The 12,848-nt window shown below is 29.1% G+C and carries 13 protein-coding genes; 7 read left to right on the plus strand and 6 right to left on the minus strand.

The window, feature by feature from the left end; translation table 11 throughout:
* Window positions 1-135: 135 nt before the first annotated feature.
* Complete coding sequence (locus RMO70_RS16295; protein ID WP_310557502.1) at window positions 136-846, plus strand: potassium channel family protein; 711 nt, start codon at window positions 136-138, stop codon at window positions 844-846.
* Here the strand turns inward: RMO70_RS16295 and kdsB are convergent.
* The 4 genes from kdsB to RMO70_RS16315 form a co-directional block, all read right to left on the minus strand.
* A complete protein-coding gene (gene kdsB, locus RMO70_RS16300; RefSeq protein WP_310557503.1) occupies window positions 843-1,568 on the minus strand; it encodes a 3-deoxy-manno-octulosonate cytidylyltransferase in 726 nt (241 codons plus the stop codon). The two genes, RMO70_RS16295 and kdsB, sit on opposite strands and share 4 nt — an antisense overlap.
* Window positions 1,569-1,656: 88 nt before the next feature.
* Window positions 1,657-2,220 (minus strand): DUF4126 domain-containing protein, encoded by a 564-nt coding sequence (locus tag RMO70_RS16305; RefSeq protein WP_310557514.1) that lies wholly within the window; start codon window positions 2,218-2,220, stop codon window positions 1,657-1,659.
* Window positions 2,221-2,260: 40 nt separating this feature from the next.
* Window positions 2,261-2,944: a hypothetical protein gene (locus RMO70_RS16310; protein ID WP_310557504.1), complete on the minus strand. Its 684-nt coding sequence runs from the start codon at window positions 2,942-2,944 to the stop codon at window positions 2,261-2,263.
* Between the two features lie 20 nt (window positions 2,945-2,964).
* Window positions 2,965-4,386, minus strand: a complete 1,422-nt coding sequence (locus RMO70_RS16315; RefSeq protein WP_310557505.1) for an ATP-binding domain-containing protein — start codon at window positions 4,384-4,386, stop codon at window positions 2,965-2,967.
* Between the two features lie 99 nt (window positions 4,387-4,485).
* On the opposite strand from RMO70_RS16315, the gene RMO70_RS16320 reads away from it, so the two are divergent.
* From RMO70_RS16320 to RMO70_RS16335, 4 genes are read left to right on the plus strand one after another with little or no spacing between them, the layout of a single operon-like run.
* Entirely contained in the window at window positions 4,486-5,310 is an 825-nt protein-coding gene (locus tag RMO70_RS16320) for a DUF3822 family protein (protein WP_310557506.1), read from the plus strand.
* On the plus strand, window positions 5,301-5,885 hold the full coding sequence (locus RMO70_RS16325; protein WP_310557507.1) for an RsmD family RNA methyltransferase: 585 nt from the start codon (window positions 5,301-5,303) through the stop codon (window positions 5,883-5,885). Before RMO70_RS16320 ends, RMO70_RS16325 begins: the two co-directional genes overlap by 10 nt.
* A gap of 54 nt (window positions 5,886-5,939) precedes the next feature.
* Complete coding sequence (locus tag RMO70_RS16330) at window positions 5,940-6,785, plus strand: hypothetical protein (RefSeq protein ID WP_310557508.1); 846 nt, start codon at window positions 5,940-5,942, stop codon at window positions 6,783-6,785.
* A gap of 2 nt (window positions 6,786-6,787) precedes the next feature.
* A complete protein-coding gene (locus tag RMO70_RS16335) occupies window positions 6,788-7,306 on the plus strand; it encodes a hypothetical protein (RefSeq protein WP_310557509.1) in 519 nt (172 codons plus the stop codon).
* Window positions 7,307-7,371: 65 nt separating this feature from the next.
* Here the strand turns inward: RMO70_RS16335 and RMO70_RS16340 are convergent, their stop codons facing one another.
* Window positions 7,372-9,471, minus strand: a complete 2,100-nt coding sequence (locus RMO70_RS16340) for an outer membrane beta-barrel family protein (RefSeq protein ID WP_310557510.1) — start codon at window positions 9,469-9,471, stop codon at window positions 7,372-7,374.
* A 7-nt stretch (window positions 9,472-9,478) separates the two neighbouring features.
* A complete protein-coding gene (locus RMO70_RS16345) occupies window positions 9,479-10,453 on the minus strand; it encodes a dienelactone hydrolase family protein (RefSeq protein ID WP_310557511.1) in 975 nt (324 codons plus the stop codon).
* A gap of 209 nt (window positions 10,454-10,662) precedes the next feature.
* On the opposite strand from RMO70_RS16345, the gene RMO70_RS16350 reads away from it, so the two are divergent.
* The gene (locus tag RMO70_RS16350) at window positions 10,663-12,030 is read left to right on the plus strand and encodes a HAMP domain-containing sensor histidine kinase (RefSeq protein WP_310557512.1); all 1,368 of its coding nucleotides are present in this window, start codon (window positions 10,663-10,665) and stop codon (window positions 12,028-12,030) included.
* 2 nt (window positions 12,031-12,032) lie between these two features.
* A complete protein-coding gene (locus RMO70_RS16355; RefSeq protein ID WP_310557513.1) occupies window positions 12,033-12,731 on the plus strand; it encodes a response regulator transcription factor in 699 nt (232 codons plus the stop codon).
* Window positions 12,732-12,848: the final 117 nt, after the last annotated feature.

Raw genomic sequence — 12,848 nt, forward strand, 5'->3', positions numbered from 1 at the left:
CGAACTATTGTTATGAGGGTTTCGAAAACGGATTGAGAAAAGGATTATTTTAAATTTGATTTAAAAAAATTAGAAGTTTGAATAGTATTCTCTTATTTGGCTTTGTTGGATAAAGTGTCATTAAAATTTTAGTAAATGAAGTACATTTTAAAAAAATTATTAATAGGAAAAGTAACTTTTAGAGAACAAAAGTCAATTAACCCATTAAGAAAAAGAGTTCAAAACATAAAATCAATTTGGAACAATGACCATCAAGACGATAATGGTATTGAGAAAATTGTGCGATTAATTTTATCATTTTCACAGCTTTTGTTTCCTGGTATTTACATTAAATATTTTGCGCATAAAAAAGGAATCGAATATCAAGATTTAGCATTGGATTTTTATGTATTACTCAAGGTAGCATTCCCAGTGGTAATCCTAATAAATCAATGGCATAATAATCCTATACTAGTCGGGATTATGATTTACGTTTTGCTGGAGACAATTTTTTATATTCCAACTTTAATTTTTGCTTCCGATTTATTTTCTAAACCTCGCTCTTATAAGCGTTCAATGCTATTACTTTTCTTTAATTATTTAGAAGTTGTATTTGCTTTTGGAGTACTGTACTCTATAGGAAATTCAATGAATAAACCCTTTTCGCATTGGTTTGATCCGATATATTTCAGTTTAATTACTTCCAGTTCAATTGGGTATGGTGATTATTATCCTGTGAGTTTATTTGGAAAAGTTTTGGTCAGTTTTCAATCCATGTTTTTCTTATCTTTTGTAGTATTATTTTTAAATTTCTTTTCTACTAAAGTAACAGCCAAAGGTTATTTCGATCATGAAAATCAGGATTAGATCATTTTTCGTGCTTTTTCTAAATCTTCAATAGTATCAATTCCGATTCCAACGTGAGTAGTTTCGATCATTTTAATGCGTTTTCCATATTCTAAATACCGAAGTTGTTCCAGTTTTTCAGAAGCTTCCAGCGATAGCATTGGTAAATTGTAAAAATCCAATAACGCTTGTTTTCTAAATGCATAAATGCCAATGTGTTGCATATACCTGACACCTGCATTTTCTTTCCTTGGATATGGAATTACCGAACGAGAAAAATACAGTGCGAATTGGTTTTGATCTACGATTACCTTTACATTATTCGGATTTTCAATGTCAGATTTATCAGTTATTAGTTTCATTAATGAAGCCAAATCCACTTTATTATCAATATCGTTTTTAAAAACTGCTATTACTTTTTCAAGAGGTTCTTTATTTATAAACGGCTCATCTCCTTGCACATTAATAACAATGTCAACATCTATATTCTCAATTGCTTCGGCAATTCTATCGCTACCCGATTCGTGTTCTTTGATGCTCATAATGGCTTTGCCACCATTGGAAACAATTTCGTTAAAAATCAAATCCGAATCCGTTACCACAAACACATCATCAAACAATTGAGTTGCAATTGCTGCTTGATAGGTTCTTAAAATTACGGTTTTGCCACCCAAATCCTGCATAAGTTTGGCTGGAAAACGTGTTGAGGCGTAACGTGCTGGTATAACGGCGATTATTTTCATTCTTATTTTTTTTTACCGCAGAGTTTACAAAGTTTTCGCAGAGCTCGCAGAAATTTTATTATTTTTAAAATTTGTTTACAAACTAAATTTACTTTTTCTTTTTAAATTTTTTATAAATTAAGTATATAACTGCAAATATAATAATCACAATTATAAAAGCAATTATTGGCAAAAAAATTGCCAAAGTACTCAAAGTTATTGCCGTTCCTGTTTCGGCAGTAGAAACTACTGGATTTGCTAAACCACCAGTTTTTACTGTTGATGCCAATCTTGTAACAGTTGTCATTCCTTGCATTGCAGTGGCTGTTCCGCCACCGGCAATTATGGCGAAAACCCAAGTCATCATTGGACTCATATCTACCAATGTAGATGCCATTGTGGCCGTTCCTGCAATGGCGGCAAGTGGAGTGGCTACTGTATCTAGCAAATTATCAATATATGGAATATAATAAGCAAAAATTTCAGCAATCATTGCAATTCCCAATGTTATCAAGGCTGGAATTCTTCCTATCCATTGCCATGATTCATTGAGTTCCCAAACATGAAAATAGGATGCCAAACTCAATGCAAATAATGGTAAAAAAACTCGGAATCCTGCTGCAGACGCCAATCCAATTCCTAGAAATAAACTTAAAATGGTTTCGGTTGTTATCATTTTTATTAATTTCAGTTTTGTGTAATCTGTTTCAAAATTATTCCCCAGAAACGTTTAATCCTTTCAATCTTAGCCTTTCATCAGAATATTCAGAAGGTTCTTTTAAATTAATTTTGTACTTATAAACTTTAAATTTATTTGAAATAAAATCAACAATCATTACTTTTGGGTTAAAGTCTGTATCATTTCCTAATAATATAAGTGATTCTTCATTTATCCAAAAAGCATCTTCAACCCATTGTGATGGTCCGACGAACATAATTTTTTCAATTTTTTTAGATTTCAAATCGACTAAATTAATTACTTGATCTGGATTGAAAGTTACATTTTTCATTTCTGAATCCTCTACTTGCCAAGTGTTACTATCGATATCAATATATTGTGTTTTTTGTGGAGAATAAATCAAGAAAGGTTCGTAAATTTTATCAAAATTTTTGTCAAAACTCCCATAAACAGTACCTTTCAGTCTAGTCAGTTTTATCTCTTCATCAAATATAAAATTTTTAATAGCAAAATCTTTACTTAAAAATTCTTTATAATAATTAATCCAACCTAATAAAATAGGGCTTGAATTTGCTTTTTCATCAGTTAAGAAACTTTCAATTGACTTTTGATCAACACTTTGTATCAAAGTTGTTTCAATTTTTTTTTCTTCGCTTTTTTTCTTTTCATAACAAGAAATAAAAAAACATACACTCAATAATAAAATTACTTTTTTCATAATAATAAATTAATTTAACATTATTCTATAAAATTTTCCTCTTTAAAACCTATCAAATATAACTTATCTTTTGCTCGTGTCATAGCCGTGTACAACCACCGAATATAATCTTTATCAATGCCATCAGGCAAATACGGTTGTTCAATAAAAACAGTATTCCATTGTCCACCTTGCGATTTGTGACACGTTATAGCATACGAAAATTTGACTTGCAACGCATTGAAATATTCGTTTTCTTTTACTTTTTGAAATTGTTTAAATTTGGTTTCTCCTTCATAATCTTTCATCACTTCTTGATATAATTTGTTCGATTGTTCGTAGGTTAACGATGGAGATTCGCTTGAAATAGTATCCAATAATAGAACGGTTTCAAATGGTTTTTGATTGGGATAATCGACCATTCTTATCTTTACATTAGCAAATTTAAAACCATACAATTCTTTAATATTTCGAATATCCAACACTTCAATAATATCTCCATTGGCAATAAAACCCGCTTCATCAGCATCTTTTAACCAAAAGTAATTATTTTTTACAACCATTAGAAAATCTCCAGTGGAAAGTTCACTTTCTTTATCTAGAATTTTGCTTCGTATTTGTTGATTATATTGATTCGCCCGCTTGTTAGAACGAACTATAAATGCTGTATCTTCGATACTATAATTACTATACGCTGAATTGATAGCATCTTGAATATCGTAACCATCTGATAGCCTAACTATATCTTTAAATCCTTTAAGGTTAAATTTGAAACTATCAAAAAAAACGTCCTTTAATAACTCTCGCAATTCCGTAGCATTATACAAAATACCTGAGTTTTCTTCCTGACGCATTACTTCGTCAAATTCGATAGAATATACTTCTTTATTGTAATTTAAACTCAACGTTTCTGTATTTAATGCAGGCGATATATCTAATTGAATTGGTGGTAGTTGAGCCGTGTCACCTAACAAAATCATTTTGCAATTATCTCCCGAATACACATAGGAAATCAAATCGTCTAAAAGGGAACCATTTTCATATAACTTAGATTCCTGATTCACATCAGAAATCATAGAAGATTCGTCTATAAAAAAAATGGTGTTCTTGTGTTTGTTGGGTTGTAATGTGAAGGAAACTCCGCCACTGGAAGATTTTTTAGGAAAATAGATCTTCTTGTGTATTGTAAATGCTGGCTTGTGAGAATAATTAGCAATTACTTTGGCTGCTCTTCCCGTTGGTGCTAACAAAACGTATTTTTTATTTATTTCAATTAAATTATTTACAATCGTCGAAATCACGGTTGTTTTTCCAGTTCCAGCATAGCCTTTTAATACAAAAATTTCATTATTATTTGTATTGGTAATAAATTCAGCTATTTGTTGAAAAAAAATATTTTGTTTTACAGTAGGTTGAAAAGGGAATTGATTTAGTAAAATGCTGTAAAACTTTTGAGAATTCATTCTAATTTATATTTTATCAAATATACACACGATTTTTGATAAGCTTCGGTAAAAAAGTAAAAAAAATTGTAGATTTGCCATATAACTGAGATTCACGCAATGCAGATTTCATCACCAACAATTCTCGATAAAAAATACATTAAACTAGTATTGCAAATTTCGCTATCTGAAATTTCATTTTGTATTGTGGATACATTGTCTAACAAAATCGAAACTATTGGAAATTATCCCTTAAAAAAATCCAAAAGTTTTAGCGAAGTAGAAGAAGAAATATTAAGTTTTATAAAAAAAACACCCCTTTTGCAATCTAAATTTGATTCAATATTGGTGCTTCATAACAACAATCTTTCAGCATTTGTACCGCACGTTTTGTTTGACGAGCAATATTTAGGAAGCTACTTACAGTATAATACAAAAGTTTTTGAAACAGATTTTTTTACTTTTGATGAAATACCCAACTATGATATGAATTCCGTTTACATTCCTTATGTAAACATAAACAATTCATTAATAGACTTATATGGTAGTTTTGACTACAAACACTCCTACTCTATTTTGGTAAAAAAAGTATTGGATTTGAGTAAAAATAATGACGAACCACAAGTATTTGTTCATTGTCAAAACGATAATTTTCAGATTATTGTAGTTAAAAATCAAAAGTTAATACTTTTCAATTCTTTTGAATACAAAACCAAAGAAGATTTTATTTATTTTTTATTGTTTACTGTTGAACAATTGCAACTCAATCCAGAAGTTTTTCATTTAAAAATGTTTGGAGGTATAACAAAAGATAGCGAAATATATCAAATCGCTTATAAATATATAAGAAACATATCACTATTTTTTGAAAATAATGATTTAGAAAGTAAAATTTCACAACAAGAATACTTACAAAATTTTATACTCATTCACGCATGCGAATAATTTCAGGAAAATACAAAGGAAGACGAATTTCTCCACCCAAAAACCTACCTGTTCGCCCTACGACGGATATGTGTAAAGAAGCATTGTTCAATATTTTGAACAATAATTTTAATTTTTCTGAGCTTCGTGTACTTGATTTATTTGCTGGAACCGGAAGCATCAGTTATGAGTTTGCCTCACGTGGTTGTAAACCCATTACTAGTGTTGATGGAGATATCGGTTGTGTCAATTTTATGAGAAAAACTACGCAAGAGTTTGATTTTGATATTACTCCCATAAAAAGTGATGTTTTTACATTTTTAGAAAAAAGCAAAGCTAGTTACGACATTATTTTTGCTGATCCACCTTACGGATTAGATTTGAAAGATTTTGAAAAAATTATACTTCTTGTTTTTGAAAAAGAACTCCTTGAAGACGATGGAATGATGATTATCGAGCATTCCAAACACACTAAACTGGATCATATGGAAAACTTCTCCTATTTAAAGGCCTATGGTGGTTCTGTTTTCTCGTTTTTTGAATTGGAACACGATGAAGAAGAAGTTGGATATGAAGATGATGAGTTGGAGAGTTAAATATTATTATGTTTCAATAGTTGCATTCAATACAAGATTAAAACTAAAAAAAATATGAGTATAGAGTTAGATGAAATTTTTACGAAAAGCGCAGCAGTATTCTTAAATACGTCTGTAGGTTGCAGGGCAGATCATCTTGGTTTTGGAAATAATAAAGTGCATACGAGTACTGACTTTTTTGGTAATACTAGTCTAAATTTAATTGAAAGTAATAGCTTAAAGACAAACAATTCAATTAAAAAAACGAATATAAGTCCAAATAATTGGTATAAAGACAAGAATGGTATAAATAGATTTGATAAAAGTGTTAAGAATCAAACTGATGTTGATAAAATAGCACCTGGAGGAAAGTATATTGGAAGTGAATTCAATACCAAGACCGCAAATTTTTATAGCGATGGAAGTGCTTTCTTTAAAAATGAGCATGATGGTTATAAATTTATGATTGACAATAGTAATATGCAAAGTGGTAAAAATGAAATTGAGCATGTTGGTTGGATTACAAAAACTGGTATAGCCGTTTTACCAAAAGAAGGTAGAGATTTATGGGGTAATGCATTTAAAAATAGTTCATTACACTCAGAAATTATGCTTTATGATATTTATGCATATCGTAAAAATAGTCACTTATTTGTAGATTTTCACGGAAGAAAAATCAGACCAATTGCTTGGATACATACTCATCCTGATAGTGAAGCAGGTTTCTCCCAATCTGCAGGTGATACAAGTGTAACTAATTTTTATGGCATTCCTAGTATAGTAATTGGTCGAAATCATATTTATGGTCAATCGGTAAATGCCGCTAATGGCAATAGGACTGGTATAGAGGTGCTTACAAGATATCAATTAGAAATAGAAAAGATACCAATAATTTCAAATATTCATTTATTTAAAAAGTAATTATGAAAACAGTATTAATTCCTCTTCTTATAATTATGTCTATTGCTTATTCATGCAAACAAAAAGCTGAAGGTGAAAAGAATAAGTATGTTAGGATTTTTGAAAATATTGAGATTAAAAAAAGTCTAACAAAGTTAATTGATTCTAGTAATACTCAAAAGGGTAGCGTATTCAAATTAAAAACATCTAGGTGTGAAAATTTTGTTAGAATTACAATACATCAAATATTTTATGATACAGAGTTAGAACAATTACCATCAGATACAGTAACACATAATAATAGGATATATCTAGTTTATGATGGTTCCGAAATTCTTTTTAATAAAATAATAGAGCGAAAACATCTTGACCAGTTATTCATAAAAAAAAATATAATCTTAAAAAAAACTTTTTCTACTATTTATAATCCTAGAGTTTTACAATTTGATTACAGTAAAAACGGAGTAATAAAGTTAAATTTTCCACCAATATCTCCATATGGTGAAAATATTAAAATGGATGAAGTTAAATTTGTGAAATAAACAATTCAAAAAAAGCAAATAACTTTTTTCTCTCCAAATAATTAAAATAACTTTCGAGAGTTAAATTATCTAATTCTATTCTCATCCTCGTTAATTGTTTTTTCTTGAAATTGAGAAACTTTAATTTTTCCAAAGGAATATCGTATTGCCAATGAAATTTCGTGTGTATCTGCCAAATAGTTTGACTTCGAACTAACTTTATTAATCGTAAAATCTTCTTTGTAAACCATATTTTTAAAAACATCATTAAAACTCAAGGTACAATCCCAGTTTTTAAAAAATGTTTTTGAAAGGGCCAAATCTAGCATAAAATTGGGTTGAATTCTTTCAAAAACGCCTTCTTTTTGAGTTGTTAATCCCCAAGCCGTTATCGAAAAATCATATTTTTTTGGGAGTTTAAATATATGATTCGTGTAATAATACAAGTAGGGTTTTGATGAATTTTCTATTGCTAAATCATCTTTTATCTTATTTAAAATAAAACTCACACTATTATTTGTTGTCCAAAACTTATGCGTAAATGGCAAAGTAAGTGTCAAATCAAATCCTGTTTCTTCAGTAAAGTTTTTTTGACTAAATGTCAAAATATTTTGTGAATTATCATAACTGAAATCTGCGTAAACAGGATTAGAATTTTTATGATAACTCAATCGAACCGATTTGTCTTTATATTGAAAATTGGCCGCGATTTCATCATTAATTGTTGGATTCAAATTGATATTTGTACTATAAATAAAATAGGGATTGATATAGGTTGCGCCTTGATTTGTTGCTGAATAATTAGGTCTTACAATATTTTTTGAATAATTCAAAGTGACTGTTTTTGAACTATCAATAGCCATATCAAATTGTGCTTTTGGAAAAAAATTGGTGTAATTCTTTTTGATTAATGGATTAATTTCGTTTTCGAATTTACCTAAAATATTGGTGTTTTCTAATCTAAACCCTAGTGAATAGTTTACTTTTTTAATTTTTCCTGAAAGTTGAGAATAAGCAGAAGCATTTTGCTCTTTAAAATTGTAATTTGAAAAAGTAGTACCATTAGTAATGAAATTAAACACATTGAAATCGGTTTTTGCATTTGCAGACAAAAACAAACTACCAATTTCTAATTTCATTTCGTTTTTAAAGGTTTTTTCTAAATCTGTCCTACCAGAAAGAACAGAAACTTCAAACTCTTGATTTCTATTTTGCGACAATTCGAATAGTGTATTATTAAAATTATTTTTGACTACCGTGTTTATATTTTTATTAAACCTCGAATACTGAAAACCAGAAAACCATTGCGTATTGATTGATTTTATTTTCTTGGAATAATTGAAAAATGAATTGATAAAATCTCTACGATTGTTGTTATCACTAGCAGTTAAGACTTTATTTTCTGTAGTGTTTTGTTTGTTAAACGTTTGTGTATTTATATCAAAAAAATCTTTCTGCATTCTAGTATTTGCATTAAATGAAAAATAATCATCATCATTAATTTTATAAAACAGTCCAGTTCCAAAAACAAATTGAGGTCTTTCTGTATATGCTTCTACATCATAGTTAGAAATAATGTTAGCTTCAGGAATTTGATAATTTATATTGTGACTTTCCCATACATTCAATTGATTGTAATTAAAATTAGCCTTCAACTCCAGTTTCTTTTTTTTTATGCTTGCATTTACTCCTAAATAATTATTGTATTTTCTTTTCATCGAAGCTGTTTCGGTAAAATCTATCTTGAAACCTTCTTTCTTGCTTAATTTTCGAATAATCAAAATTACATCTCTTCCATTTGCTTCATATTTTGAAGAGGGATTGTTTATAATTTCTATACTTTTAATATCATCAACAGCTAGTGAATTCAAATCATTAATTCCAACTCTCTGATTGTCAATATAAATCAACGGATTTCCTTTTCCAATCATACTTATGGTTTCTTTGTCTGAACTAATTTGAATATTTGGTAGTTTGGACAATAAATCAATTGTATTGGGAACCGAATTGAATATTGAATTGGCAATATCTACTTTTAAATTTCCATTTTTATTGATGAAAGTTTTAGCTATTCCTTTAATCGTGATTTCTTCCAATTTATTTGAAATCGTATCTTTTAGTACTTCAGTTTGTGCAAAAGTAACATTGAAGACTAGTAAAATCGTTAATTTAATTATTTTATTCATTAATATATTATTTGTTATTTTTCAACCAAACCAACCAGTAATTTGCTACTTTATCCCAATTCTCCATCTCATAATTGGCTTCATTATTTTCATTTACTGAAAAAAAATTATGTTCCAAACCTTCATAATTCAGGAAAGTAAAATTTTGTTTTCGATCTCGAATGACTTCAATTTGAAACAAATCATTATAATTGGCTACCACATCTTTTGAACCATAGGTAAACAGAATCGGGATTTTTAATTGTAATAGATTCTCACTTTGTGGTAATGAAAAACTATAGGTTGCTTTGAAAGTATCGCCACCATTATAATTGATAGTATTCGCATTTTCTACCACTTCTTTCCAATAATTTAAGGTTTCTTTTTTATTTTTTTCTTCCGAAAGAATATTCACAATACGACCAAAAGGATTTCCACCAGAGTAAATCAGATGCGTAATTTTAGGATTCAATGACGCCATTTTTGCTGCAATAGTACTTCCTTCAGAATGTCCAGCTACAATCAGTTTCGATTTGTTAACAAAGCGTTCTTTACCCAATTGCTTGATGATAAAATTGTTTCTAAAAACGTAATAATCTAGATAATTTCTATCGGTGTAGCCTTTGGGAGGAATGCTTTTTTCTTTGTCTTTCAAGTACATAAAATTATCCCCTAATGTATTTGAATTGGCAATAATTGGAATACTTGGTTTGGCAACGATCACGATGTGGTAATCGTCAAGGAAGCCAGTTTCATTGAATGGCAAAGTGCCAAATAATCCTTTTTCGTCATAAATAACTACTGGTCGAGGCAAACTTCCTTGACAGAAAAAGAATAATGGTTTTGCCATTTTTTCTTCTCCTTTTCTAGAAATAATAATCAAATCAACTCTATCATCTTGAAATTTGAATGACATAGATTTGTAACCGAAATCTTCAGGTTTTTTTTGAGCTAGAGCATAATTTTTAGAAATTAATAGCATAAGAAATAGTATTTTTTTCATTATTTATAACACATCTTTTGAACCATTAAGAAGTTAAGATTTATTAAGTCAAGTATAATCTTAATGAACCTTAATTTCTTATTGGTTCAAAAAAAACTCTAAATTTTCAATCACAAAATTGCTTCTAAAAATTCATTCCGAAAGTTAATGCAAGGTTAATGCGAGGTTAATGTGTTTTTTATTCCCTAAAATCGCTTATTTTTGATGTGATGAAAAAGAAAATCAATCTATTAATTTTATTCTCAATAGTCGTTATTGTTGCCTTATCAGCAATGCAATTTTATTTGGTTAAAACTACTTACGACCATAAAGTAGTCCAATTTCACAACGAAATAAGATATAAAATTGCCAAAATAACAAACGATTACAGCGATATAGATGCCACGATTTTCAACAAAAAAGATTTGTTGTACAAACAATTGGCTACAAAATACATTTTAGAAAAAAAATACAAATTCCAAATTAAAACCGATTTGCTTCAAAATGATTTTAAAAGCGAATTAACTCGTAAACTGCAACTCGAGTTTGAGAGAGAAATACCCAATCTAAAGCTAGATTTTGCTATAGTTTTAAACAAGTTTGTGATTTATGAAGGTTCAAAAAGTATTGATACTATTTATTCTGAAAAGCCATTTATTAAAAACAAACTCTATGGCGATTTAGCCACATTAGACAATGCATTTTTAGTTCGAAATTATGTAGGAACCACTAGCGGAACTTCTTTAAAATCAGATTATAAGTTACTTACTGAAGATGCTTTGTATGTTTCGGTAATCGACTGGGAAATGATTGTTTTAAAACGAATGGCGCTCATTTTATTTTTTGCTTTGTTTTCAATTCTAACCTTAATTACATTGTTTATAATAGCTATTAAAGCATTAATAAAACAGAAAAAAATAAGCGACATCAAAACCGATTTTATTAATAATATTACGCACGAACTCAAAACGCCTTTGGCGACTTTGGCTATTTCTACCAAAATATTAGAACGAAAAGACATTCGTGACAACGGACAACATTTTGATAATTTAGTATCTACAATTTCGCGTCAAAACCAGCGTTTGCAACAATTGATTGATCAAGTTTTGACTAATTCGTTGGGAGAAACCGAAATCGAATTGCAAAAAGAGAAAATAGTTTCAGAAACTTTTCTACATTCAATTATTGATGATTTCAAAATTGCAAATCCAAATATTATCATTACTACCCATTTTAAAACCATAAAAACAACTTTGTTTTTAGACAAATTTCATCTTACTACTGCCATTTTAAATGTGTTGGATAATGCGGTAAAATATGATTGTAATTCTATTATTATTCAAACTTCATTGCATAATAATCAATTCAATATCAGTATTCAGGACGATGGAATTGGAATTTCAAAAAGCAAACATTCTTTATTATTTGATAAATTTTATCGGGTAGAACAAGGTAATTTACACAATTCTAAAGGTTTAGGACTGGGCTTGTATTATGTAAATCAGATAGTCAAAGCGCATCAAGGAACAGTTGCCGTTATGAGCGATTTAGGAAAAGGTGCTGTTTTTAATATTAGTATTCCATCAAAAGTTTACTAATTATGAAAAAAGTTTTGCTTGCCGAAGACGATTTTGATTTTGCATCAGTCCTCAAAAAATATCTAGAACTTTATAGTTATAATGTAACTTGGGCAAAAAATGGCGAAGAAGCTTTAAAAATTTTTCAAAAAGAAGCTTTTGATATTTGTGTTTTTGATGTTATGATGCCAAAAATGGATGGATTCACGCTAGCAGAAAAAATAATCAAAATCAATCCTGAAACGCCATTTTTATTTTTGACCGCTCGAAAACTCAAAGAAGACAAAATTAAAGGATTGCAACTCGGTGCCGATGATTATATTGTAAAACCATTTGAAGCAGACGAACTGGTTTTGCGCTTAAATAATATTTTAAAACGAGGCGAACAAAAAAATCAAATTCTAAATACAGTAGAAGAAATCATTATTGGAAAATATATCTTCAATCCAAACAGATTAGAATTAAAATTAAGTAATCACATACAGCGACTTACAGAAAAGGAAGTTGCGCTTATTTTATTTTTACTAAAACATAAAAACCAACTTATAAAAAGAAATGTAATTCTACAAGAAATTTGGGGAAACGACGATTTCTTTTCAGGACGAAGTATGGATGTTTTTATTAGTAGAATTAGGAAATATTTCTCTAATGATACATCAATATCTATCGAAAGCATTCGAAATATTGGATTAGAATTCAAAATAAAAAAAGCAGACCTATAAGCCGGATTCTGTATCTCGATTGCTCGAAACCCTTATCATTTATCTAGACTTGCAATTACTCACAAGTTCAAGCTGTCTACCCTTCAACAACGAACGAGAAGCCCTTAAATGCTGATA

It is taken from the genome of Flavobacterium sp., from assembly GCF_031422135.1.
Taxonomy (GTDB): domain Bacteria; phylum Bacteroidota; class Bacteroidia; order Flavobacteriales; family Flavobacteriaceae; genus Flavobacterium.